This window comes from Brucella sp. NBRC 12953 (assembly GCF_040369775.1).
Taxonomy (GTDB): domain Bacteria; phylum Pseudomonadota; class Alphaproteobacteria; order Rhizobiales; family Rhizobiaceae; genus Brucella; species Brucella pseudogrignonensis.
Window position 1 is genome coordinate 281,992 of the sequence record NZ_BAABSV010000004.1, and the last position, 23,236, is coordinate 305,227.

A 23,236-nucleotide genomic window follows, 5' to 3' on the forward strand; every position below is an offset into this window, starting at 1 on the left:
GATATCGTCGCGCATCTTCCGCCGGAAAATGGAGTAATTGAATGATAGAGACGTTGCTGCCGGTTTCGGCTCTGGCTTTTCCAAACATCGATCCGGTGATCTTCTCGGTCGGCCCCCTTGCCGTTCATTGGTATGGACTAGGCTATGTCGTCGGCATCATGTTCGCATGGTGGTACGGCAAGAAGCTGCTGCGCAATCATCGTCTGTGGGGCAATAATCAGCCACCAATGCAGCCCGAAGCACTTGATGATTTCGTCATCTGGGCAGCGCTTGGCGTCGTGCTCGGGGGGCGTATCGGCTATGTGCTGTTCTATAACTTCTCCTATTATCTCTCCAATCCGCTGGCCATTCCTGCGGTATGGGATGGCGGCATGTCGTTCCATGGCGGAATCTTAGGCACCACAATCGCGATGACCTGGTTCGCGCGCTCGCGCGGCATCAAGGTCTGGAGCATGTTCGATGTGATTGCAGCAGGCGTCCCCGTCGGACTTGGCGTCGTGCGCGTGGCAAACTTCATCAATTCCGAGCTCTGGGGCCGCGTCAGCGATGTGCCGTGGGCTTTCTATTTCCCAAATGGCGGACCAGAACCACGTCACCCAAGCCAACTCTATGAAGCATTCCTCGAAGGCTTTGTGCTGTTCTTCGTTCTTCTTCTGCTCGTGTGGGTTGGAAAAAAGCTGAAAGCCCCAGGCTTTATCGCTGGCACATTCGTCCTTGGTTATGGTCTCAGCCGCATTATCGTCGAGTTCTTCCGCGAACCGGATGCCCAGCTTGGCTATCTCTTCGGTGGCTGGCTGACCATGGGAATGATCCTCTCCCTTCCAATGGTTCTCATCGGCCTTTGGGCGATGTGGCGTGCCAATCGGGCAGCAGCGAAGAATGCCTGAGGCAACACTGAAAGACAGGCTGAAACGACTGATCGGCACCACAGGGCCGATCAGCGTCGCCGACTACATGGCGGCCTCCCTTGGTGATCGGGAACAGGGTTACTACACCACACGCGAACCCTTCGGGCGCGACGGGGATTTCATCACCGCCCCTGAGGTCAGCCAGATGTTCGGCGAACTCATCGGCATCTGGTGTGTCGGTGTGTGGGATGCTCTCGGACGTCCTGATAACGCTGTACTTTGCGAAATTGGTCCCGGCCGCGGCACATTGATGAGTGACATTCTGCGCACGCTCGCCAAGCTCGCACCGCAAATGGCCGCTTCAATTCGTGTCGCCATGGTCGAGACCAGTCCGCGCCTCATTGAAAAGCAGAAGGAGAAGCTTTCAAACACCGGATATTCAATCGACTGGTTTGAACGCTTTGCAGATATTCCTGATGGCCCGCTGATCCTCTTTTCCAACGAATTGTTCGACGCGATCCCGATCCGGCAGTTCGTGAAAGCCGATGGCCGCTTTGTCGAACGGCTGATAGCACTCAATGAACAAGACGAGCTCCAGTTCGTCAGCGGCGCAGCAGGCATTGATGCAGCGCTTCTACCAGCAAACCATCAGACCGCACCGGATGGCACGATCTTTGAAGCTGCCCCTGCTCGCACCGCTTTGATGCAGGAAATTGTGCAGCGCATTGCCGCAATGCGAGGTGCAGCACTCTCCATCGATTATGGCCATCTGCAATCAGGCTTTGGCGATACGCTGCAAGCCATGCTGAAACATGCCTATGATGACGTCTTCGCCCACCCGGGAGAAGCAGATCTGACCAGCCATGTCGATTTCGACATGCTGGAAAAAACCGCGCGCAATTGCGGCTGCCTGACCGCAACCATGACGCAAGGTGACTTTCTGCTCGCTATGGGCCTCATCGACCGTGCCGGTCGCTTAGGTGCCGGGCGTGACGAAACTTTCCAGAATAAAATTCGCGAAGACGTCAAACGATTGGCGGCACCGGACCAGATGGGAACACTTTTCAAAGTGCTGGCGATCGCTGACCAACAAACAAAAATCTTCCCCCTTGATACATCCCAATAAATTGCATCGTCAAAAAGCTTCAATTGACAAGCCAATCTTGCTCCCCCACCATCCAGCCGTTTGAAAAGAGAAAGCTAATGATCGATAAGCCGCAACCGCTTCGCTCCCCTTTACTGGACGGCCCTGCCGGATCAAACGGCAAGCGTATTGCGCATGGCTTTTTCACCCGCAAAGGTGGCGTTTCAGATGGCATTTACGCTGGCCTTAACGTTGGCAGCGGCTCAAATGACGTGCCGGAACTCGTGACCGAGAATCGCCGCCGCGTTGCCGAAACACTTGGTATTGCCTCCGACCATCTGATGACTGTGCATCAGGTTCATTCGCCCGACGTGGTTTACGTCACAGAACCGTTGAGCTCACCACGTCCAAAGGCCGATGCAATGGTGACGAATGTTCCGGGCATTGCGATTGGCGCGCTATCGGCTGATTGCGGCCCGGTGCTGTTTGCCGATCATGAAGCAGGTGTCATCGGTTCGGCCCATGCAGGCTGGCGTGGTGCCTTTACAGGCGTACTTGAAAACACCGTTGAAGCGATGATCAAGCTGGGTGCCAGACGCGAGAAGATTATTGCCGTTCTTGGGCCAACGATCGGCCCTGAAAATTATGAAGTCGGTCCGGAATTCTACTCAGAGTTCACTGGCAAAGACGCATCATACACGAAATATTTTGAGCCTTCGGACAAAGAAGGTCACAAGCTTTTCGATCTCTGGGCCTTTATCACCGACCGTCTGACCAACGCAGGTGTCAGGGCGGAAGCACTGCGTCAGTGCACCTATGCCGATGAAGACCAGTTTTATTCCTATCGGCGCACGACGCATCGCGGTGAGCCGGATTACGGTCGTCAGATTGCTGCCATCGCCATTGTAGAAGATTAAGGAGAACCGCATGGCCCTTCACTTCGAGCCGGAAGAATTCGCTGCACGTCGCGACCGTCTGATCTTGAAGATGGAGGAAGAGAAACTGGATGCTTTGCTGCTTTTCGCGCAGGAAAGCATGTATTGGCTGACTGGCTATGACACGTTCGGCTTTTGCTTTTTCCAGTGTCTCGTTGTCAAAGCCGACGGCACAAGCGTGTTGATGACACGCTCCGCCGATCTGAGGCAAGCGCGCCATACCTCTAACATCGAGAATATCGTTGTCTGGACCGATCGCGACAATGCAAATCCGGCAATCGATCTGCGCAACATTCTCACTGAGCTTGATCTGCTCGGCACGCGCATCGGCATCGAATACCAAACTCACGGCCTCACCGGTGCCAATGCCCGCAAACTTGATGAGCAGTTGCAGAGCTTTGCCAAGCTCTATGATGCATCGGGCATGGTCGACAGTTTGCGCCTTCTCAAAAGCCCTGCTGAAATTGCTTTCACCAAGCGCGCAGCGGAACTCAGTGATGATGCGCTTGATGCGGCCCTGAAACTGGTCAAGGCTGGCGCGAGTGAAGCCGATATTCTCGCTGCGATGATGGCAGCTAATTTTGCAGGCGATGGCGACTATCCGGCCAATGAATATATTATCGGCTCTGGAGCCGATGCCCTGCTTTGCCGCTACAAAGCGGGACGCCGCACACTTTCTGCCAATGACCAGCTCACGCTCGAATGGTCAGGCGTTTATCGTCATTACCATGCACCGATGATGCGCACGATCATCATTGGTCAGCCAAGGCCTGAACATCAAAAGCTTTATGACGCCGCACGCGAAGCGTTGGAAGCCGTTGAAGAAGCCATGACACCTGCTTCGACATTCGGCGATGTATTCGACGCGCATTCGCGCACGATGGAGGCGCATGGCCTTACCCGGCACAGGCTCAATGCCTGTGGTTATTCTGTGGGCGCACGCTTTACGCCATCATGGATGGACCCGCAGATGTTCTATTCGGGCAACCCTGAAAGCATCCAGCCTGATATGACGCTCTTTGCGCACATGATCATTATGGATTCCGACACGGAAACGGCGATGACACTGGGGCAAACATATCTCACCACAAATGGTGCAGCTCTGCCATTGTCCCGCCATTCTCTTGATATCATTGCCAAGTAGCGCACAATCGGCGATAAATCCGACTGGCGCGGGAGTGGTCTGCGCTTTCAGGAGATGAAGCTGAACATGAATAAGGCACATCTTTCCGTGATGCTGTTGCTTGCTGGACTGCTTGCCGCCTGCAATAGCACTGAATCTGCATTGAACGTGCAGGGCGCCAATCAGCAATCCGGACAAACCACAACACCACCTACGGGCCAAACGACTGACCCGGCAGCGACGCCTGCTGCCACAACACCCGCACAGACAACAACGCCGACTGCACCGCAGCGTTCAGCATCGCTCAAGCCGGGCAAGCTTTATATTGCGCCCATCATCGGTGCGCCGGTTAATGTGGTCACGCCCCTCACCCACCGCATCAATGACGATGCGCGTGCAAAGGGCGTTGAGCTTTCAGGTAACAATGGCGCCGATGCAGCTTACGTCATGAAGGGCTATTTCTCGGTCCTGTCTGAAGATAATCAGACGACCGTACTCTATGTCTGGGACGTTATGGACGCCACCGGCAACCGCCTGCATCGCATTCAAGGGCAAGAAAAAGTGCCGGGAGCTGCGGCAGACTCATGGAGCATCGTCCCGCCTTCTGCCATGCAATCAATCGCCGACAAGACCATGCAGGAATATTCGACCTGGCTTGCGGCAAATCGCGCATGAGAAAGCACTTATGCGGCAAAAGACTGAAATCTTTTGCTGAATCATGGGTGAAGCCCTGTGGGAAAGCACTTTGCGAAGGCTTTTTACTGTAATTGTGGCCAGACAGGACTTGCAATGACGGTGACTCTTTGCAATAGGCCGCTCATTCGAGAAAACCTTGAAAGCTGCGGCACTTGACACCTTGTGAAAGAGTACGCGGCTTTAAAGTTTTTAAGAGTGGCATAGCGTAACCGAACTTGCTTCGGCTCACGTTCACATAAGAGATTACGTCCGTTTCACGGACTTTTTGCGACAGAACGAAACTGCTCCGGCTTCAGAGGCAAAAAGAATGAAACTTTTCGCAGGCAACTCCAACCGGGTTCTTGCCGAATCCGTTGCTCAATATCTCAACATCCCGCTCGGTAAGGCCAGTGTTCGCCGTTTCGCCGATCAGGAAATCTTCGTAGAGATTCAGGAAAACGTGCGCGGCGAAGACGTATTCGTTCTGCAATCGACCTCCTATCCGGCAAACGACAATCTGATGGAACTGCTGATCATGATCGACGCGTTTCGTCGTTCGTCAGCACGCCGCATCACTGCCGTTCTCCCTTATTTCGGCTATGCTCGTCAGGATCGTAAGCCAGGCCCACGCACGCCGATCTCGGCAAAGCTGGTTGCCAACCTCATCACCGAAGCCGGTGCAAACCGCGTGTTGACGCTTGATCTTCATGCAGGTCAGATTCAGGGCTTCTTCGATATTCCTACCGACAACCTCTATGCTGTTCCGGTCATTGCGCGCGATGTGAAGGCAAACTACCCGACCGGCAATTGCATGGTCGTTTCGCCAGACGTTGGCGGTGTGGTTCGTGCTCGCTCGCTCGCAAAGCGTATCGATGCTCAGCTCGCAATCGTTGATAAGCGCCGTGAACGTCCGGGTGAATCTGAAGTCATGAACGTCATTGGTGACGTCAGCGGCAAAGACTGCCTGCTGTTCGACGATATCGTCGATTCCGGCGGCACGCTCTGCAATGCGGCCGAAGCTCTGCTTGCCAAGGGCGCGAAAAGCGTCACCGCTTACATCACACACGGCGTTCTGTCGGGTGGCGCTGTTGCCCGTATCGCTTCTTCAAAGCTGAAAGAGTTGGTCATTACCGACTCGATCCAGCCAACAACCGCCATCAACGACGCTCCAAATATCCGCGTTCTGTCGATCTCCAGCCTCATCGGTGAAGCTGTTGCGCGTACTGCCGCTGAAGAGTCGGTTTCAAGCCTGTTCGATTAATTTAACTACAATGCCCAGACATGCCGCAAGCAATAGCACGAGCGGCATGTTGAGCCTCAGAACGATAAGCAATAATGCCGCCGCGCCTGCGATCAGGACGGCGGCATTGTCTATTGTGCTCCACATTGGCATTGGCAGCGTGAAGGCACCGAGCGGCACTTCCCGAACCTGTGCAAACAAGACGTGCAGCGAAAACCAGAGCGCCAGATTGGCAATCACGCCGACCACCGCCGCCGTGATACCGCCCAGCATGGCGGACAGCCAGCGCAGCTGACGCAGACGCTCCACAAAGGGCGCACCAGCCAGTATCCAGAGAAAGCACGGCACGAAGGTAAACCAGAGGGTGATTAACCCGCCCACAAGCCCGCCGACCAGTGGCGGCAGACCAGATAGATTGGCTGCACCCACAAAGCCAACAAAGACCAACACTAATATCAGCGGCCCCGGTGTGGTTTCTGCCAGTCCCAGTCCGGTCAGCATTTCACCGGGTTTCATCCAGCCGAAATGTTCGACAGCCTGCTGCGCTGTATAGGACAGCGCTGCATAGGCTCCGCCAAAAGTGACGGCTGCAAGCTTAGAAAAAAACGCGGCCTCAGCTGTGAACACATGCTGCCCGCCAAAGATCAGATACAGCGCAATGAGTGGCGCCAGCCACAAGCCACCCCAGATCAGGGTTTGCAGCGAAAACTCACGAAATGCATGGGGAGCTGCGTGTGTAACAGCAGTTGCCACACCACCGCCTTGCAGCAAATGACGCAAACCGCCAGCTAAAGCTGCGAGCAGCACGACAATCGGAAAAGGTAGCTTCAGAAGCGCAATCGCAACAAAGGCGGCAATCGCTATCACATAAGAAAAGCCGGAAGCCAATGTGCGCTTCGCCATCCGGTAAAGCGCTTCAAACACCACCGCCAGCACCGCCGCCTTGAGGCCGAACAGAAGGCCCGCAACAATATCGACATGTCCGAAAGCAACATAAAGCGCCGACAGAGCCAGCATCACGCTCGCACCGGGCAAAACAAACAAAAGCCCTGCCAGCAACCCGCCGCGCCAGCCTTTGACAGCCCAACCCGCATAGGTCGCAAGCTGCATGGCTTCCGGTCCCGGTAGTAACATGCAGAAATTAAGGGCGTGGATCAGCCGTTCCTGATCCATCCAGCGCTTTTCATCAACAAGGATGCGCTGCAACATGGCAATCTGCGCAGCTGGCCCGCCAAACGACAGCAGCCCGACCTTGCCAAAAGTAACAAACAGTTCTCGGAAATCAGGCTGCGGCGCTGTCGTCATTCTTGCTCTCTGTAAAATCCTCCCAGCAGTTACCGAGGATCATTACAGGTTCATGACGGTTTGCACAGAAGTGCTTTATTCAGCGGCAGTCGCTTCATCCGCCTGATCATCGGGAGCGTTTGGGTCGCCCGGTGCCGTCTCACATTCGAGATCCGGGAAGTTCACAATGCGCAAGCCTTTGAAATCATTGCGCACGACCAGCAATCCACGCTCTTCAAAATAGGTCAGCAAACGCCGGGCACGGCTTAGCGAATGGGTGCCGTAAGCACGCGCGAGTGCCGCATCCGATGGGCAGATCGCACCTGTTACCGCCGCCTGTGCGACAATCAGAAACACGCCTTGCACGTCATCTGTGAGGCTTTCAGACAGCGTCAATGCCTTTTGCCATGTCTCACCGGTGGCTACATCGCTCTCTATGCTTGCTTGCGCAACCGCAAGACGACGACGGAACGCAGGCAAAGCCAGTGGCTCACCCGGAACGCGGTGAATGCGGCAACGGACCAGAAAATCCTGATAAAGCACCGCAACCGAACGGAAGGACGCTTCGGGATCATCAACGATCTCGCGCATCACCTTCTCAAGCAGACTGTCGCGCTCGGCCTCCACAATGCCGGGAAACAATGGCGCTTCAACCGGCTCTGCTTCCAGCTTTGGCTTTGCCACCTGTGCCAGAATTTCTGCCGTCGATGGTGGCGGAGGCGGTGGTGGCGTGCGGCGAACAACAGTCCGGATTTCTTCAGGCGCTGGCGTGAAGATCAGATCGCGCGCGTCTTCCGGTGCATCAGGCAACGGCATGAGTTTTGGCGACGATGAACGCGCAGAAGTTTCGACCTTTCCGATTTTGATCGGCAACGGGCGGCGCGACAAAGCAGGTCCAAGTGCAATGAAATGGCCGCGCTGCAGATCGCGAAACTGTTCTGCCTGCTTACGTTCCATCCCGAGAAGATCAGACGCACGCGCCATATCAATATCAAGGAAGGTACGGCCCATCAGGAAGTTCGATGCTTCTGCGGCAACATTCTTAGCAAGCTTTGCAAGGCGCTGCGTGGCAATCACTCCGGCCAGACCACGCTTGCGGCCACGGCACATCAGGTTCGTCATGGCACCGAGCGAGAGCTTACGCGCTTCATCTGATACTTCGCCTGCAGCAGCGGGCGCAAAGAGCTGAGCCTCGTCAACCACAACCAGCATCGGATACCAGTAATCGCGTTCTGCATCAAACAGTCCGCCGAGGAAGGCGGCTGCCGCACGCATCTGCTGCTCGACATCCAGGCCTTCGAGATTGAGCACGACCGACACGCGATGCTGGCGAATGCGGCTCGCAATGCGAGTGAGTTCAGCTTCCGAGCGTGCTGCATCGACAACCACATGGCCGTAAAGATCGGCAAGCGTTACGAAATCGCCTTCGGGATCGATGATGCACTGCTGCACCCATTGCGCGCTTTGCTCTAGCAGGCGGCGCAGCAGATGCGACTTGCCGGAGCCGGAATTACCCTGCACCAGAAGACGTGTTGCGAGAAGCTCTTCAAGATCAAGCATGGCCTGCTTGCCACCACCAAGCGCCGCTGCCGAGGCAGAGCCGCTTCCAGCAACAGAACCCATGTCGATACCGACCTGCATCTCGTTTCCTTTGTTTCATAAATGATATAACGACTCGCAATACAAAGGCGGTCGATCAGCGATGCGCTTAACATTTTTGACGTGGCCAATGCCACCCGTTAAGACAAAAGCCCACAGAAGCTGTGTTTCACAGGCAAAAAACTTGCACATGGAATGCCTATGGTCTATAGGCCTGCCATCCGCGTAGACACCCTTGGAGGCAACGCGGAATGGAGCGGTCCGGTCTTTCACTTTGTGAGAGGCATTTCGGGCTGTTTCATGTCGTTCGCTGGAGCATGAAAGTGCTCAGTTAAAACTGCGATCGACACTCCAGTAACTTTGAAAGGTAATGCCATGAGCGATACTTACGTGCTCAAGGCCGATCTGCGCAGCCGGGTTGGTAAGGGGTCCTCCCGCGAACTTCGCCGCAACGGCCTGATTCCTGCAGTCATCTATGGCGACAAGCAGGAGCCAATCTCGATTGCTGTTTCCTATAAGGAAATCTTCTACAAGATCCACGGCGGCGGCTTCAAAACCACTGTTGCTACGATTGAAGTAGACGGCAAGAAGATTCAGGTTCTCCCTAAGGACTACCAGCTGGATCCAGTTCGCGACTTCCCACAGCACGTTGATTTCCTCCGCGTTTCCGCGAAGTCGGTTGTTCACGTCAACGTTCCAGTTCACTTCAAGAACGAAGAAGCAGCACCGGGCATCAAGCGCGGCGGCGTTCTCAACATCGTTCGTCACGACGTTGAACTGATCGTTCCAGCGAACGCGATTCCAGAAGCTCTCGAATTCGACCTCACCGGTCTCGAAATCGGCGATTCGGTTCACATTTCGGCTATCAAGCTGCCGAAGGGTGCAACTGCTGCTATTCAGGACCGTGACTTCACGATCGCCACCATTGCTGCACCTGCCGGCCTCAAGTCGGAAGAAAATGCAGAAGGCGAAGCAGAAGCCAACGAAAGCGAATAATCGCTTTACGCATTATAGGGGCTCTGAACCATGCTGCTCATCGCAGGACTTGGCAATCCCGGCCCCCAATATGCGCATAACCGACACAATATCGGTTTCATGGCGGTGGATGAAATATTCCGCCGCCATAGATTTTCCAACTGGCAGAAGAAGTTCAAGGCCGAGATCGCCGATGGCGTGATCGACGGCGAAAAAGTGCTTCTCATCAAGCCAATGACTTTCATGAACCTTTCTGGCCAGTCGATTGGCGAAGCCATGCGCTTCTACAAGCTGACCCCTGCCGATCTCGTCGTGATCTATGACGAGCTTGACCTTGCGCCTGCAAAGCTGCGCATCAAGACGGGCGGCGGTTCCGGTGGTCATAATGGCATCAAATCAATAGACGCCCATGTGCAGGCTTTCCCCGGCGGCAAAGACTATCGTCGTATGCGCCTTGGCATCGGCCATCCGGGCGCAAAAGAGCTGGTTCACAACCACGTTCTGGGCGACTTCGCCAAAGTCGATAATGAATGGCTGGATAAGCTGTTTGGCGCCATCTCGGACAATATTGGCCTGCTGGCCAAAAAAGAAGACAACAGCTTCATGAACCGCGTGGCAGTCGTCATGGGTGATGGCAATCAGCGTCCCAATGGCTTCAAAGCTGACCCTGAACAGGCAGCCAAAGCTCCACCAAAAGCACAGAGCCACATTCGGCAGGCGCGCCAGAGCGCAGCCAAGCCGAACATTCCGGCAAGTGGCCCGATGGCTGAAATGCTGAAAAAGCTGCTTGGCAAGAAGGACTAAACTATGAGCGATGTCGTTTATATGTTTGCCATGAGCCTTGATGGCTTCATCGCCAATGATGATGGCAGCTTTGACTGGCTGGAACAGTTTCCGCCGGATGACGGCTTCGGCTTCGATGAGTTCATGGCTGGCATCACCGGCATCGTCATGGGTCGTGACACTTTTGATGTGGTTCGTTCTATTCCGGAATGGCCTTATGGCTCACTGCCGGTCGTTGTTGCAACGCATCAGAAATTCGACAATCTGCCAGCAAGCACCGCAACGATGGCTGGTACGCCAGATGAACTTCTCGCGAAGTTGAAAGCCATGGGAGCGGATGGCCGCATATGGCTCATGGGCGGCGGTGATCTGGCGCGGCAATTTCTTGATGCTGGCCTGCTTGACATCATCGATATAGGAACTATTCCGGTCATTCTGGGAAGCGGCAAGCCGGCTTTCAAAAAATCATCACGCCACTGGCTGGATCTGCAATCCGCCAAGGCGCTTCATAATGGCGCCGTGCGCTCAATTTACCGCGTAAAGCGATAAAGGACGAATATCATGGGTTTCAAATGCGGCATCGTCGGTCTGCCTAATGTTGGCAAGTCCACGCTTTTTAACGCGCTGACCAAGACTGCGGCAGCACAGGCTGCAAACTATCCGTTCTGCACCATTGAGCCAAATACCGGCGAAGTGGCAGTTCCCGATCCGCGCCAGAATGGCATTGCGAAAATCGCAGGTTCCAAGGAAATCATCCCAACCCGCATCAACTTCGTTGACATTGCTGGTCTGGTGCGCGGCGCGTCCAAGGGTGAAGGTCTGGGCAACCAGTTCCTCGCCAACATCCGTGAAGTCGATGCGATCGTGCATGTTCTTCGTTGCTTTGAAGACGACGACATCACCCATGTTGAAGGCCGTATCGATCCTGTGTCGGACGCTGAAACTGTTGAAACGGAGCTGATGCTGTCGGATCTCGAAAGCATCGAGCGCCGTATCGTTCAGATCCGCAAGCGTGCTTCGTCCAAGGACAAGGAAGCAACGACTGTTCTGCCAGTGATGGAACAGGCACTTGAGCTGCTGCAGAACGGCAAGCCGGTTCGCCTGATGCTGAAAGACATTGCACCAGATGATCTGCTGATCCTCAAGGGTCTTAATCTGCTCACCTCAAAGCCTGTGCTTTATGTCTGCAACGTCGCTGAAAGCGATGCTGCCAATGGCAATGAGTACAGTGCAGCTGTTGCAAAAATGGCTGCTGAACAGGGTGCTGAAAGCGTCATTATTTCGGCTGCGATTGAAGCTGAAGTTGCACAGCTTGCTGACGAAGAAGCCAAGGAATATCTCGACGCCATGGGCTTAGAGGAACCGGGTCTCGACCGTCTTATTCGTGCAGGCTACAAGCTGCTCGACCTCATCACCTATTTCACCGCTGGCCCCAAGGAAACCCGCGCATGGACTATCCGTCGCGGAACCAAAGCTCCGGGTGCTGCTGGCGTGATTCATACGGATTTTGAGCGCGGCTTCATTCGTGCACAGACCATCGCCTATGAGGACTACATCAAGTTCAATGGTGAAGTCGGCGCCAAGGAAGCAGGCAAGGCGCGGGACGAAGGCAAGGAATACATCGTCCATGACGGCGATGTGATGCTGTTCCGCTTCAATACCTGATAAAACGAAGGCCGCTACAAAATAGCGGCCTTTTTGCTTATTCGGGAGGAGACCGGATTGACTGATAAGACGCCTCGATATGCTTATGAAGATTTCACGCAAGGACTGAAGCTTCCCTTCGGACCTCGCACCATTAGCAAAGAAGAGATCATCGAATTCGCCCGAGAGTTCGACCCTCAGCCATTCCACCTTGATGAGAGAGCTGGCAAGGCAAGCGTCCTTGGAGGCCTGGCTGCTTCGGGCTGGCATACCGTGTCGCTTTTCATGCGCATGGTCTGGGATGCCTATCTTAAAGATTCGACCTCGCAAGGCAGCCCCGGCATAGAATTCAACCGCTGGAAACGGCCTGTTCTTGCAGGCGATACATTGAGCGGTTTCTCAACCGTCCTTGATCGCCGCCGCTCTAAATCCATGCCGCATGTGGGATTCCTCACGGTCTATAATGAGATCGTCAATCAGCGTGGCGAGGTCGTTTGCGAGTTACAGCACACTGCCATGGTCGGCCTTCGCAATCCTGAGCGCGAAGGAGACGAAGCATGAGCTTTATTGAAGAGCATCTTGGTGAAGAGCTGACCATCGGCAGCTATACATTCACCGCAGAAGAAATCATCCACTTCGCTTCAAAATTCGACCCGCAGCCGTTTCATCTGGATGCGGAAGCAGCCAAGAAAAGCGTGCTGGGCGGCCTCTGTGCGTCGGGTTGGCATACCACAGCAGTCTTCATGAAGCTGAACGTGGCATCCATTGTTGAGGCAACAAAAGATGCAATGAAGCGCGGCGAAGTTCCGCCGACATTTGGCCCCTCACCCGGCTTTGAAAACCTCAAATGGATGCGCCCGGTCTATGCAGGCGACACGATCACCTATAAGCGCACCGTCCACGCGGTCCGCCCTCTCAGCTCGCGTCCCGGCTGGTCGATGCTGAGTATGAGCACCAGTGCTTATAACCAAAACGGCGACAAGGTTTTGTCCTTTGACAATGCCGCCATGGTAAAGCTGCCCGCTTAACGAAAAAGGCCCGGAAAACTCCGGGCCTTTTCTTCTGAGGGTGAGGTGAATCAATCACCTTCAAATTCGACAAGTGTGCGGACCGGAACGCCGAGAGCTTCGAGCTTCTTACGTCCGCCAAGGTCTGGCAAATCAATGATAAAGCAGGCCGCTACGATATTCGCACCCATCTGCAGAAGGAGCTTGGCTGCAGCTTCTGCCGTGCCACCAGTTGCAATCAGATCGTCAACGAGAATGATGCGTTCGCCCTTCTCGATGGCGTCGCGATGCATCTCCATTTCGTCGATGCCATACTCCAGGCTGTAGGCAATACGAACGGTATCGCGCGGCAACTTACCCTTCTTGCGGATCGGCACAAAGCCAGCTGAAAGCTGATGTGCAATCGCGCCGCCAAGAATGAAGCCGCGTGCTTCAATACCGGCAACCTTATCGACCTTGTTTCCGGCATAAGGATAAACCAGCTCATCCACCGCACGGCGAAATGCCTGTGCATCGCCCATAAGCGTGGTGACATCACGGAACTGAACACCGGGTTTTGGATAATCGGGAATGGTTCTGATCGCGTCCTTCAAAGTGGCTTTGAACCCGGATTCCATTTTCAGTCCTTTCGATGCGAATAAATCTAAGGTGCTTTTCTCATTTCAAAAGCACTTCTTTTTTCAGATTATCTTCAATCACGATATGGCCGCTACGCCAAGCTTATTCAAAGCCGTTCCCGATCATTCTCGACAGTGTATCCCGGGAATGGTGGTTCGCTGATCAAAACCGCGAGATCGCTGATGTCATACGGGCAAAAGAAAAGGGCGCCTCGCAGCGCCCTTAACATTCAACTTTAATCAGGAGATCAGTGCTTCACATCAGACCAGACCGAACGCTTGGCAATGTAAACAAGGCCGGCGAATAGAATGAGGAAGATGATGACGCGGAAGCCAGTCTTCTTGCGATCTTCCAGATGCGGCTCTGCAGCCCACATCAAAAACGCAGAAACGTCACGTGCATACTGGTCCACCGTCTGTGGAGAACCATCATCGTAAGTCACCTGATCGTCACTGAGTGGTTTCGCCATGGCCAGCGACTTGCCCGCGATGAAATACGGGTTGTAGTGCGTGCCTTCCGGTACATGCATACCTGCAGGCGGCTGTTCATCATAGCCGGTCAGCAGAGAGTGGATGTAATCCGGACCTGCTTCAGCATATTGCGTGAATATGTCGAAGATAAAGGTCGGGAAACCACGCTCAACCGCACGCGCCTTCGCAATCAGCGAGAAGTCAGGCGGAGCTGCACCGTTGTTAGCTGCAGCCGCTGCATTCGCATTCGCAAATGGCGATGGGAAATGATCAGTAGGGATTGCCTTGCGGGTGAACATTTCACCGTCTGCATTCGGGCCATCCTGTACTTCATATTCCGCAGCAAAAGCCTTTACCTGCTCAGGCGAATAGCCAAGGTCCTCCAGCGTGCGGAAGGCCACCAGGTTCATCGAATGGCAAGCAGAGCAGACTTCCTTATAGACCTTGAGACCGCGCTGAAGCTGTCCCTTGTCATAAGTTCCGAATGGGCCAGAGAAGGTCCACTTTTCCTGCTTTGGATGGTGGATCGGAAAGTGTTCCGGCTCCCCCTCACCGCCACCGGCGGCATAAGCACCACCCATCGTCACACCCAACGCAACAAGCGGAGCGATGCCGAAAGCAGCGAAACTCTTGAGGATGTTTTTCATTGATACGTCCTTCATCTCTCGCTGCTTCAGCCCTTGATTTCCACTGGGGCGATCTCGGCCTTGCCTTCATTCTTTTCCAGCACGGCCTCGGTAATCGAGTTCGGCAGACGCTTCGGCGTTTCGATCAAGCCAAGAACAGGCATGATGACGATGAAGAATGCGAAGTAGTAGAGCGTGCCAAACTGGGCCATCAGCGTGTAGACGCCTTCGGCCGGACGCGAACCCAACCAGCCAAGGAAGATGGCGTTGATGACAAACAGCCAGAAGAACAACTTGAACAACGGGCGGTAAACTGCCGAACGGACCTTCGATGTATCGAGCCAAGGCACGACAAAGAGGATCGCGATCGAACCGAACATGGTCAGAACGCCGCCAAGCTTTGAGTCGATCGGGCCGATATTGAAGGTGATCGCACGCAGCATCGCGTAGAACGGCAGGAAGTACCATTCAGGAACAATGTGAGCTGGCGTCTTCAGTGAGTCAGCCGGAATGTAGTTATCCGGATGGCCCAGGAAGTTTGGCATGTAGAAGACGAAGTAAGCGAAGAAAATGAAGAACACGAGCGCGCCGAAAGCATCCTTGATGGTTGCATAAGGCGTGAACGGCAGCGTGTCTGTCTTCGACTTCACTTCAATCCCTGTCGGATTAGTCTGCCCGGTTACGTGCAAAGCCCATACGTGCAGGATAACAACGCCCACAATCATGAACGGCAGCAGATAATGCAGCGAGAAGAAGCGGTTAAGCGTTGGATTATCAACGGCAAAGCCACCGAGCAGCAATTGCTGGATCGGCTCGCCGATTATCGGAAAGGCCGTAAAGAAGCCCGTGATAACCGTCGCACCCCAGAAGGACATCTGTCCCCAAGGCAGAACATAACCCATGAAGGCGGTTGCCATCATGAGAAGGAAGATCACCACGCCGAGGATCCAAAGCAGCTCGCGCGGTGCCTTGTAGGAGCCGTAATAAAGACCGCGAGCAATATGAAGATAAACGGCGATAAAGAAGAATGATGCACCGTTTGCGTGCATGTAACGCAGCAGCCAACCAGAGTTGACGTCACGCATAATCTTTTCAACGGAGTTGAATGCAATGCCCGTATCCGCAGCATAATGCATCGCCAGCACGATACCGGTGATGAGCTGCGCAATAAGCATAAAGCTTAGAATGCCACCAAAGGTGTACATATAATTCAGGTTACGCGGCGTCGGATAGGCAACAAAGGAATCATAGACCAGGCGCGGCAAAGGAAGCCGTTCGTCGACCCATTTTTCGATGCCGGTCGAGGGCGTATATGTGGAGTGATTACCACTCATGTTTTCTCTCCCCAAGATCTGTCTTAGCCGATCCTGATGACCGTATCGGAAGCAAATGCGTATTCCGGAATGTGCATGTTTTCCGGCGCCGGACCGCTGCGGATACGACCCGCAGTGTCATAGGTCGAGCCATGGCACGGGCAGAACCAGCCGCCAAACGAACCAGACTCACCCAGTGGCACGCAACCAAGGTGGGTACAAACACCGATCATGATGATCCAGTTTTCCTTACCTTCACCAGCAGAACGCGCAACGTCGGTCGCCTGTGCGTCCGAAGCAAGATTGGCGTTACGGGCATTCGGATCTTTAAGATCGCCAAGCGCTGTTGTCTTCGCGTCTTCTATTTCCTTGGCCGTACGGTTTCGGATGAAAACTGGCTTACCGCGCCATTTGACGGTGAGCGATGCGCCTTCTGCGAGAGAAGAAACATCAACCTCAATAGACGCTGCAGCAAGCGTCGAAGCGTCGGGGCGCATCTGGTCGATAAACGGCCATGCCAGTCCGCCGACACCGACGACACCGGCCATTCCCGTCGCAATATACAAAAAATCACGCCGTGTCGGCTCAGCCGTGTCGTGTGCGCTCACGTGCCAATTCCTTTTTAACCTGGATATCCAATTGAAATCTCCCCTCGTTCCCTTGCACTTAGGCAAAAGCAGTCCAGCCTTTCGCGTTCACGCAAAAAGCAGTTCTACAATTGCTTGCAGAACGAAATTCCCTCCATCTCAACATTCAGGTTTAGGCAGGTTGAAATGCCTTGTCCAGACGCCAACCCCATAGGACGGCACCATGTCGCAGGCTGATTTATTGGGATGTTTTAAAAGCGACAAAACAAAACAAGCCGCTCAAATCTAACTTTGAGCGGCTTGGTGAGTGTCGTCTGAAAATGCCTGAAATTAGCTGTTTATACCGAGAAAACCGCCCGACTGGCGGGCCCAGAGGCCCGCATAGATTCCGCCTTGCGCAATCAATTCCTCATGGGTGCCTTCTTCTACAATCCGGCCCTTATCCATGACGATGAGGCGATCAAGAGCTGCAATAGTCGAAAGCCGATGTGCAATTGCGATAACGGTCTTGCCTTCCATGAGCTGACGAAGATTCTCCTGGATCGAGGCTTCAACCTCTGAGTCGAGTGCCGAGGTTGCTTCATCCAGAATGAGGATCGGTGCGTCTTTCAGGATCGCACGCGCAATCGCGATACGCTGACGCTGACCGCCCGAAAGCTTGACGCCACGCTCACCAACAAAGGCATCGAAGGATTTCCGTCCATTGAAGTCTTCCAGCTTCGCGATGAACTCGTCTGCTTCGGCCTGTCGTGCAGCCTGAGCAAGCTCTTCATCCGTGGCATCATCACGCGCGAGCATGATGTTGTCGCGCAGCGAACGGTGCAGCAGCGCTGTTTCCTGACTGACGACCGCAAAGGCGCGTCGCAGAGAGGATTGCGTCACATCGCGAACATCCTGACCATCGACAAGGATCGCGCCCTTCTCAACATCGTAAAGACGCAGGATCAGATTGATGAGCGTCGACTTGCCCGCCCCTGAATGGCCAACAAGCCCGACCCGCTCGCCACCCCTGATGGAAAAGTTGATACCGTCAAGAACACCTGCTGCCTTACCATAATGAAACGTGACATTCTGAATATCGATGCGCGCTTCGGTAATCTGCAACGGTTTTGCACCGCGCTTGTCTTCCAAGCCCAATGGTTCGGAAACAAGCTTCATCGAATTTTCGATCAGCCCCAGCTGACGCAGCATACCATTCAGCTGCATCATCAGACGGCCAAGCAGCATATTAAGGCGCAACACCAGACCGAGCGTGAACGACACCTGCCCAACCGTGATGGCATCTTTGGTCCACAGGTCGATGGTAATTGCTGCCACAGTCACAATCATCAGACCTGACAAGGCGGTCATGGCAAGACGCACGCCGGTCAGTGAGCGCATAAACGGCAGGATTGCCCCGAGATAGCGCATAAAACCGTCGCGCATATAGCGCTCATCGTCATCGACGGTGTTGAGCTTGATGGTTTGGATATTGGAATAGCTATCAACGATACGGCCGTTGATCAGGGAGCCCGCTTCGGCGGAGGCTTCAGCATTCTTTCGAATGCGAGGCAAATAGTGCCGGGCAATCAGGCCGAAAGCCACGATCCATGCGATCACCGCGGCAGCCAGCCGCCAGTCGAGACGGCCCACCAGAAACAGCGTCGTCACGCTATAGATCGCCATGAACCAGACGACCTGAATGAGACTTTCAATCAGATCACCTGCCGCCTGCCCCGCCTGCCAGACCTTGGTGGCAATGCGCCCGGCAAAATCATTCTGAAAGAATGCATAGGATTGCCGCTGGACATAGGAATTCGCCTGCCAGCGGATCATGTTGTAGAAACCGGGCGAAAGTGTCTGACCTTCAAGAAGGGTGTTTATGGCCGTGACAACAAAACGGATGACGAGAACAGTGATCCCCATGAACAGAAGTTCCGGACCCGCAGCCTGAAACAGTGCCGACCAGCTACGCTCGACACCGCCCTTGCCTGCCTGATCGAGAATATCGACAAGCCTGCCCGTGAAATAAAACAGCCCAGCCTCCACGAGAGGCAAAAGACCGCCAACAGCCAGCGAGGCTGCAAGCGGCCATTTAGCCTGTCGCGCATAATGCCAGAGGAAGGCCAATGTTGTTGAAGGCGGTCTAAGCTTGTCCGGTTCGCGGAAGGGATCAACCCAACGCTCGAACAGGCTATAAACCGCTTTCATCAATTGCGTATTCCTTACTTTGCCATTTCCGCTTCGGTCTGCTCGTCAAAACCAAGGAACCCGCCCGACTGACGTGCCCATAGTCCGGCATAAATGCCGCCGAGCGCAACAAGTTCCTCATGCGTGCCATCTTCGACAATCTGTCCCTTGTCCATCACAACGAGACGATCAAGGGCAGCGATAGTCGAAAGACGATGGGCAATCGCAATAACGGTCTTGCCTTCCATCAGTGTGTTGAGACTGTCCTGAATGGCTGCCTCCACTTCCGAGTCGAGTGCAGAGGTTGCCTCATCCAGAATGAGGATCGGCGCATCTTTCAGCATCACGCGTGCAATCGCGATACGCTGGCGCTGGCCACCGGAAAGCTTCACACCACGCTCACCGACATGAGCATCCAGTCCGCGTCGGCCCTTCGCATCAGTCAATAGAGGAATGAACTGGTCAGCTTGAGCGAGACGGATTGCCCGCTCGACCATTTCTTCCGTCGCATCCGGACGGCCATACATGATGTTCTCGCGCACCGAGCGATGCAGCAAAGACGTGTCCTGCGTAACCATGCCGATGCTTGCGCGAAGCGAATCCTGCGTGACCTTGGAAATATCCTGCCCATCAATCAGGATGCGGCCTTTTTCAAGATCGTAGAAACGCAGCAGCAGATTGACGAGCGTGGATTTACCCGCACCGGAACGTCCGACGAGACCGATCTTCTGCCCGGCCTGAATGTCGAGCGACAGGCCTTCGATAACACCTTTGCCCTTGCCGTAGTGGAAGCCGATCTTGTCGAAATCCAGCGCACCCTTGCTCACTTTCAGCACAGGCGCATTTGGCGTATCCACCACTTCATGAGCGCGCGAAATCGTCGTGATGCCGTCTTCCACCGTGCCGATATTTTCGAACAGTGCAGACATTTCCCACATGATCCACTGCGACATGCCGTTAAGGCGCAGCACAAGGCCGATGCCGACAGCAACCGCACCCACGGAAATGGCTTCATTCATCCAGAGCTTGATGCCGATCGCACCCACAGCAAACAGCAGGATGCAGTTCGCCATATAAAGCGTGAAGTGGAACATCGTTATGAGACGCATCTGTCGATGCACCGTGACGAGGAAGCCATCGAGGCTTTCTTTCACATAAGACTCTTCACGGCTTGAATGCGAGAACAGCTTCACGGTCGCGATGTTGGTATAGCTGTCGACGATACGTCCGGTCATGGACGAACGCGCATCAGCCTGCTGTTCGGAAATCACCCTGAGACGCGGAATGAAGAAGCGCAACAGGATGATGTAGACGATCAGCCAGACCGCAAACGGGATCATCAGAACAATATCCGCCGAGGCCGCGATAAACAGCGTACCGGCAAAATAGACGATGACGTAGTTCAGCACGTCGAGCAGCTTCATCACCGTTTCACGCACAGCGAGAGCAGTCTGCATCAGCTTGGTTGAGATACGTCCGGCAAACTCGTCCTGAAAGAACGACATGGACTGACGGATCAGATAGCGATGCATAAGCCAGCGCACACGCATCGGATAGTTGCCGAGCAACGTCTGGTGAATAAGCAGCGAGTGGATGAGAACCACGCCCGGCAAACCGACCAGAACGACGCCCGCGATCAGCGCAAGCCGCCAGCCTTCATTGCTCAGGAATGTCTCACGCGACTGGTGCGAAAGCCAGTCAACGATATTGCCCATGAAGGCAAAAAGCGACACTTCGATAATAGCGATCAGTGTCGTGAAAATTGCCATGCCGATAATCCATGGCCATGCGCCACGGGTGTAATAAAGGCAAAAGGCTACCAACCCGCGCGGAGGCTCGCGCGGCGGTTCTTCGGGATAAGCTTCGAGTCGTTTTTCAAACCATTTGAACATGGCGATCCTTTTACGGGCACCTTGCAAAATTTCCAAGTCGGAACAGGAACAAAAAGGGAATATTTTCGTGATGCGAGAATGATTTTATTCTTGCAGGCACCATCCCGCGAATTGATGTGTTGACGTGTGGGACACAACCAATCTGAACACTTGCAGCCATCGGATTTGTGAGCTACCCGCCTTATATGGATCTGCGTATCGCCCTTTACCAGCCCGACATTCCCGGCAACACGGGAACCATTCTGCGCATGGCCGCCTGCCTCGGCTTCGCGGTGGACCTGATCGAGCCTGCAGGCTTCGACGTTTCCGACAGATCATTGAAACGCGCAGGCATGGATTATCTCGAACAGGCCGCCCTCACCCGCCATGCGGACTGGGAGCATTTCAACGATTGGCGCAGCCAGGCAGGCAAGCGCCTCGTGTTGCTGTCGACCAAGGCAGCAATCCCCTATACGGAATACACGTTTCAGGAAAATGACATCCTGTTGTTCGGGCGGGAGTCCGCAGGCGTCCCTGACAGCATTCAGGACATCGCGGATGCGCGACTGATTATCCCCATGGTGCCGGGTGCCAGATCCCTCAATCTTGCGGTTTCTGTTGCGATCACGGCAGGCGAAGCTCTGCGCCAGCAAAATTTAAAAAGCGATTCCGTTTCAACCGCATAGACGGACAAACGGAATCAGTTCCCGAAGCAGATTTAATATTCAGTCAGAAAAGGTTCTTCTCCGATGAAGCCATCGTTCCGCACTTCTGTTCTTACGGCCTCTCTTCTGGCAACCGCAGTTGCCGCTCCTGCATTTGCACAGGCTGCTGAAACCATTTCGCCAAAGGTCATGGTCATCACCATGTTCGGTGAGGAAGCAAAGCCTTGGCTGGAAGGTGAAAAGTTCACACAGAAGCTGAAGCTTGCGGGCTTGAGCCCTGAATATCCTGAGATCGATTGTACGGCTGAAGGCCTCTGCCACATGACCACGGCCATGGGCTTTGCCAATGCAGCCAGTGCGGTCTCGGCAATGGCGCTGAGCGACAAACTTGATCTGAGCCACACCTATTTCCTCATCGCCGGTATCGCAGGCGTGGATCCAAAGCATGGCACACTCGGTTCTGCGCATTGGGCAAAATACGCAGTCGATGCCAATCTCAACCATCGCATTGATATCCGCGAAGCACCTGAAGGCTGGGCGACCGACTTCTTCGGCCTCGGCGCTGAAAAGCCGGGTGAAAAGCCAAAATGGGCTGCTGGTACGGAAGTGTTCGAACTCAATGGCAAGCTTGCCGATTACGCTCTTAAAACAACCAAGGGCGTTGAACTTCTCGACAGCGACGATGCCAAGGAATATCGCAAGCATTACACAGAAGAAGCAGCCACCAGCGCGCCTCAGGTCACAATCTGCGATACCGCATCGGGCGACACATACTGGCACGGCACCAAGCTCGGCGAAGCCATGGAACAGTGGGCAAAGCTCCTGACCGATGGCAAAGCGAACTACTGCACGTCACAGATGGAAGACAATGCAACGCTGACCTCGCTCAAGCGCGCAGCCGATGCAGGCAAGCTCGATTATGACCGTATTGCGCTGCTGCGTACGTCCTCCAACTTCGACCGTCAGGGCAAAGACCAGACGGCTGCAGAGTCGCTTGCTGCGAAGTCAGGCGGTTTCCCGCTGGCAACGACCAATGCCTATCGCGTTGGCAAGGCATATGCTGACAGCATCATCAAGGATTGGAAGTCGTGGGAGCAGGCCCCTCAGACGGAAACGAAGTAACGCTGTAACGCTATAACGACTCAGAAATGGAAACGCCCTCCGGCAAAACCGGAGGGCGTTTTCGCAAATGCCTGATTTGAATCTGGTTTCAATGGCTTAAAGCGTCTCGTTGACTCAGATCTCTAATCCGATGTCGGCAGGCGACGCATCGTAAATTCGATGACATCATCAGGCCGTTCACACCAGCTTTCGATTTCAGTCCAATAGGCAGCTTTGGGGAAAGCCTCAAACCATTCCCGCGCTTTATCGCGTGCGGCCTGTCGCGGTAGGGTGAATGTCTCGCGGACAAACCCGTCGCGTGGCATACGGCTCTTCTTGGCACGACCTTTTTCTAGCTGCTTGCGCAAGCCTTCAAGTGGTGGGCGGGGCGAAGATGCGGTCATGCAATTGCCTCCCGAAACAAGGGAAAACTCGAAACTTCCAATCCCTTGGAAGCTTAAGATAGGGAAGCAACGACTTCATGACGAGTCTTTTCTTGGGGAGAGGAATTCGCACCCGCAAGCCGCGCAGTCTTCGCGCTTTGCCAGACTGCAGGACTTTGCTAAGTCAAGAAGATAGACGTTTGAATTTTTGCGGCCTTTCGGTCGCTCGGTACATT

Annotated in this window: 23 protein-coding genes; 14 read left to right on the plus strand and 9 right to left on the minus strand. The window is 54.4% G+C overall.

What is annotated here, in order from left to right; translation table 11 throughout:
• Positions 1 to 41: 41 nt before the first annotated feature.
• The 6 genes from lgt (at position 42) to ABWV94_RS11690 (ending at position 5,926) form a co-directional block, all read left to right on the plus strand.
• On the plus strand, positions 42 to 887 hold the full coding sequence (gene lgt, locus ABWV94_RS11665; RefSeq protein ID WP_113496177.1) for a prolipoprotein diacylglyceryl transferase: 846 nt from the start codon (positions 42 to 44) through the stop codon (positions 885 to 887).
• Positions 880 to 1,974 carry a class I SAM-dependent methyltransferase gene (locus ABWV94_RS11670; RefSeq protein WP_113496178.1) on the plus strand — a complete coding sequence of 365 codons (1,095 nt, stop codon included), beginning with the start codon at positions 880 to 882 and terminating at the stop codon, positions 1,972 to 1,974. The genes lgt and ABWV94_RS11670 overlap by 8 nt, the downstream gene beginning before the upstream one ends.
• Before the next feature lie 77 nt (positions 1,975 to 2,051).
• Positions 2,052 to 2,849, plus strand: coding sequence for a peptidoglycan editing factor PgeF (pgeF, locus tag ABWV94_RS11675; protein WP_113496179.1), 798 nt, complete (start codon positions 2,052 to 2,054; stop codon positions 2,847 to 2,849).
• Positions 2,850 to 2,859: 10 nt separating this feature from the next.
• Positions 2,860 to 4,011 (plus strand): M24 family metallopeptidase, encoded by a 1,152-nt coding sequence (locus ABWV94_RS11680; RefSeq protein WP_007875988.1) that lies wholly within the window; start codon positions 2,860 to 2,862, stop codon positions 4,009 to 4,011.
• Positions 4,012 to 4,065: 54 nt separating this feature from the next.
• The gene (locus tag ABWV94_RS11685; RefSeq protein ID WP_007875992.1) at positions 4,066 to 4,665 is read left to right on the plus strand and encodes a hypothetical protein; all 600 of its coding nucleotides are present in this window, start codon (positions 4,066 to 4,068) and stop codon (positions 4,663 to 4,665) included.
• A 328-nt stretch (positions 4,666 to 4,993) separates the two neighbouring features.
• On the plus strand, positions 4,994 to 5,926 hold the full coding sequence (locus ABWV94_RS11690; RefSeq protein WP_007875994.1) for a ribose-phosphate pyrophosphokinase: 933 nt from the start codon (positions 4,994 to 4,996) through the stop codon (positions 5,924 to 5,926).
• On the opposite strand, the gene chrA is transcribed toward ABWV94_RS11690, so the two are convergent.
• Both chrA and ABWV94_RS11700 read right to left on the minus strand, forming a co-directional pair.
• Positions 5,909 to 7,210 (minus strand): chromate efflux transporter, encoded by a 1,302-nt coding sequence (gene chrA / locus ABWV94_RS11695; protein ID WP_113496180.1) that lies wholly within the window; start codon positions 7,208 to 7,210, stop codon positions 5,909 to 5,911. The genes ABWV94_RS11690 and chrA overlap by 18 nt on opposite strands.
• A gap of 75 nt (positions 7,211 to 7,285) precedes the next feature.
• Positions 7,286 to 8,830: a helicase HerA domain-containing protein gene (locus tag ABWV94_RS11700; RefSeq protein WP_113496181.1), complete on the minus strand. Its 1,545-nt coding sequence runs from the start codon at positions 8,828 to 8,830 to the stop codon at positions 7,286 to 7,288.
• A gap of 333 nt (positions 8,831 to 9,163) precedes the next feature.
• Between ABWV94_RS11700 and ABWV94_RS11705 the strand changes: the two genes are divergently transcribed.
• From ABWV94_RS11705 to ABWV94_RS11730, 6 genes are read left to right on the plus strand one after another with little or no spacing between them, the layout of a single operon-like run.
• Positions 9,164 to 9,784, plus strand: coding sequence for a 50S ribosomal protein L25/general stress protein Ctc (locus tag ABWV94_RS11705; RefSeq protein ID WP_007876000.1), 621 nt, complete (start codon positions 9,164 to 9,166; stop codon positions 9,782 to 9,784).
• Between the two features lie 30 nt (positions 9,785 to 9,814).
• On the plus strand, positions 9,815 to 10,567 hold the full coding sequence (gene pth / locus ABWV94_RS11710; protein WP_007876001.1) for an aminoacyl-tRNA hydrolase: 753 nt from the start codon (positions 9,815 to 9,817) through the stop codon (positions 10,565 to 10,567).
• A gap of 3 nt (positions 10,568 to 10,570) precedes the next feature.
• Positions 10,571 to 11,095, plus strand: coding sequence for a dihydrofolate reductase family protein (locus ABWV94_RS11715; protein WP_007876003.1), 525 nt, complete (start codon positions 10,571 to 10,573; stop codon positions 11,093 to 11,095).
• A gap of 12 nt (positions 11,096 to 11,107) precedes the next feature.
• On the plus strand, positions 11,108 to 12,211 hold the full coding sequence (gene ychF, locus ABWV94_RS11720) for a redox-regulated ATPase YchF (protein ID WP_007876005.1): 1,104 nt from the start codon (positions 11,108 to 11,110) through the stop codon (positions 12,209 to 12,211).
• 57 nt (positions 12,212 to 12,268) lie between these two features.
• Positions 12,269 to 12,751, plus strand: coding sequence for a MaoC family dehydratase (locus ABWV94_RS11725; protein ID WP_079212135.1), 483 nt, complete (start codon positions 12,269 to 12,271; stop codon positions 12,749 to 12,751).
• A complete protein-coding gene (locus ABWV94_RS11730) occupies positions 12,748 to 13,218 on the plus strand; it encodes a MaoC family dehydratase (RefSeq protein ID WP_064320876.1) in 471 nt (156 codons plus the stop codon). Before ABWV94_RS11725 ends, ABWV94_RS11730 begins: the two co-directional genes overlap by 4 nt.
• A 50-nt stretch (positions 13,219 to 13,268) precedes the next feature.
• On the opposite strand, the gene ABWV94_RS11735 is transcribed toward ABWV94_RS11730, so the two are convergent.
• From ABWV94_RS11735 to ABWV94_RS11760, 6 genes are all read right to left on the minus strand, one after another.
• A complete protein-coding gene (locus tag ABWV94_RS11735; protein WP_064320877.1) occupies positions 13,269 to 13,814 on the minus strand; it encodes an adenine phosphoribosyltransferase in 546 nt (181 codons plus the stop codon).
• Positions 13,815 to 14,062: 248 nt separating this feature from the next.
• Positions 14,063 to 14,932: a cytochrome c1 gene (locus ABWV94_RS11740; RefSeq protein WP_194779911.1), complete on the minus strand. Its 870-nt coding sequence runs from the start codon at positions 14,930 to 14,932 to the stop codon at positions 14,063 to 14,065.
• A gap of 26 nt (positions 14,933 to 14,958) precedes the next feature.
• Positions 14,959 to 16,245, minus strand: coding sequence for a cytochrome b (locus ABWV94_RS11745; RefSeq protein ID WP_007876025.1), 1,287 nt, complete (start codon positions 16,243 to 16,245; stop codon positions 14,959 to 14,961).
• A gap of 23 nt (positions 16,246 to 16,268) precedes the next feature.
• Positions 16,269 to 16,832, minus strand: a complete 564-nt coding sequence (gene petA, locus ABWV94_RS11750) for a ubiquinol-cytochrome c reductase iron-sulfur subunit (RefSeq protein WP_007876027.1) — start codon at positions 16,830 to 16,832, stop codon at positions 16,269 to 16,271.
• A gap of 309 nt (positions 16,833 to 17,141) precedes the next feature.
• Complete coding sequence (locus ABWV94_RS11755; protein ID WP_007876034.1) at positions 17,142 to 19,001, minus strand: ABC transporter ATP-binding protein; 1,860 nt, start codon at positions 18,999 to 19,001, stop codon at positions 17,142 to 17,144.
• Between the two features lie 14 nt (positions 19,002 to 19,015).
• Positions 19,016 to 20,872 (minus strand): ABC transporter ATP-binding protein, encoded by a 1,857-nt coding sequence (locus tag ABWV94_RS11760; protein ID WP_079212138.1) that lies wholly within the window; start codon positions 20,870 to 20,872, stop codon positions 19,016 to 19,018.
• 185 nt (positions 20,873 to 21,057) lie between these two features.
• On the opposite strand from ABWV94_RS11760, the gene ABWV94_RS11765 reads away from it, so the two are divergent.
• The gene (locus tag ABWV94_RS11765; protein ID WP_079212139.1) at positions 21,058 to 21,537 is read left to right on the plus strand and encodes a tRNA (cytidine(34)-2'-O)-methyltransferase; all 480 of its coding nucleotides are present in this window, start codon (positions 21,058 to 21,060) and stop codon (positions 21,535 to 21,537) included.
• Positions 21,538 to 21,600: 63 nt separating this feature from the next.
• The gene (locus tag ABWV94_RS11770) at positions 21,601 to 22,638 is read left to right on the plus strand and encodes a purine-nucleoside phosphorylase (protein ID WP_079212140.1); all 1,038 of its coding nucleotides are present in this window, start codon (positions 21,601 to 21,603) and stop codon (positions 22,636 to 22,638) included.
• A gap of 122 nt (positions 22,639 to 22,760) precedes the next feature.
• On the opposite strand, the gene ABWV94_RS11775 is transcribed toward ABWV94_RS11770, so the two are convergent.
• Complete coding sequence (locus ABWV94_RS11775; RefSeq protein ID WP_007876038.1) at positions 22,761 to 23,021, minus strand: hypothetical protein; 261 nt, start codon at positions 23,019 to 23,021, stop codon at positions 22,761 to 22,763.
• Between the last annotated feature and the right edge of the window lie 215 nt (positions 23,022 to 23,236).

Excerpts from the sequence above, each read along its gene's own strand:
- lgt (WP_113496177.1), top strand. The coding sequence starts at position 42 with ATGATAGAGACGTTGCTGCCGGTTTCGGCTCTGGCTTTTCCAAACATC.
- ABWV94_RS11670 (WP_113496178.1), top strand. The coding sequence starts at position 880 with ATGCCTGAGGCAACACTGAAAGACAGGCTGAAACGACTGATCGGCACC.
- pgeF (WP_113496179.1), top strand. The coding sequence starts at position 2,052 with ATGATCGATAAGCCGCAACCGCTTCGCTCCCCTTTACTGGACGGCCCT.
- ABWV94_RS11680 (WP_007875988.1), top strand. The coding sequence starts at position 2,860 with ATGGCCCTTCACTTCGAGCCGGAAGAATTCGCTGCACGTCGCGACCGT.
- ABWV94_RS11685 (WP_007875992.1), top strand. The coding sequence starts at position 4,066 with ATGAAGCTGAACATGAATAAGGCACATCTTTCCGTGATGCTGTTGCTT.
- ABWV94_RS11690 (WP_007875994.1), top strand. The coding sequence starts at position 4,994 with ATGAAACTTTTCGCAGGCAACTCCAACCGGGTTCTTGCCGAATCCGTT.
- chrA (WP_113496180.1), bottom strand. The coding sequence starts at position 7,210 with ATGACGACAGCGCCGCAGCCTGATTTCCGAGAACTGTTTGTTACTTTT.
- ABWV94_RS11700 (WP_113496181.1), bottom strand. The coding sequence starts at position 8,830 with ATGCAGGTCGGTATCGACATGGGTTCTGTTGCTGGAAGCGGCTCTGCC.
- ABWV94_RS11705 (WP_007876000.1), top strand. The coding sequence starts at position 9,164 with ATGAGCGATACTTACGTGCTCAAGGCCGATCTGCGCAGCCGGGTTGGT.
- pth (WP_007876001.1), top strand. The coding sequence starts at position 9,815 with ATGCTGCTCATCGCAGGACTTGGCAATCCCGGCCCCCAATATGCGCAT.
- ABWV94_RS11715 (WP_007876003.1), top strand. The coding sequence starts at position 10,571 with ATGAGCGATGTCGTTTATATGTTTGCCATGAGCCTTGATGGCTTCATC.
- ychF (WP_007876005.1), top strand. The coding sequence starts at position 11,108 with ATGGGTTTCAAATGCGGCATCGTCGGTCTGCCTAATGTTGGCAAGTCC.
- ABWV94_RS11730 (WP_064320876.1), top strand. The coding sequence starts at position 12,748 with ATGAGCTTTATTGAAGAGCATCTTGGTGAAGAGCTGACCATCGGCAGC.
- ABWV94_RS11735 (WP_064320877.1), bottom strand. The coding sequence starts at position 13,814 with ATGGAATCCGGGTTCAAAGCCACTTTGAAGGACGCGATCAGAACCATT.
- ABWV94_RS11740 (WP_194779911.1), bottom strand. The coding sequence starts at position 14,932 with ATGAAAAACATCCTCAAGAGTTTCGCTGCTTTCGGCATCGCTCCGCTT.
- ABWV94_RS11745 (WP_007876025.1), bottom strand. The coding sequence starts at position 16,245 with ATGAGTGGTAATCACTCCACATATACGCCCTCGACCGGCATCGAAAAA.
- ABWV94_RS11755 (WP_007876034.1), bottom strand. The coding sequence starts at position 19,001 with ATGAAAGCGGTTTATAGCCTGTTCGAGCGTTGGGTTGATCCCTTCCGC.
- ABWV94_RS11760 (WP_079212138.1), bottom strand. The coding sequence starts at position 20,872 with ATGTTCAAATGGTTTGAAAAACGACTCGAAGCTTATCCCGAAGAACCG.
- ABWV94_RS11765 (WP_079212139.1), top strand. The coding sequence starts at position 21,058 with ATGGATCTGCGTATCGCCCTTTACCAGCCCGACATTCCCGGCAACACG.
- ABWV94_RS11770 (WP_079212140.1), top strand. The coding sequence starts at position 21,601 with ATGAAGCCATCGTTCCGCACTTCTGTTCTTACGGCCTCTCTTCTGGCA.
- ABWV94_RS11775 (WP_007876038.1), bottom strand. The coding sequence starts at position 23,021 with ATGACCGCATCTTCGCCCCGCCCACCACTTGAAGGCTTGCGCAAGCAG.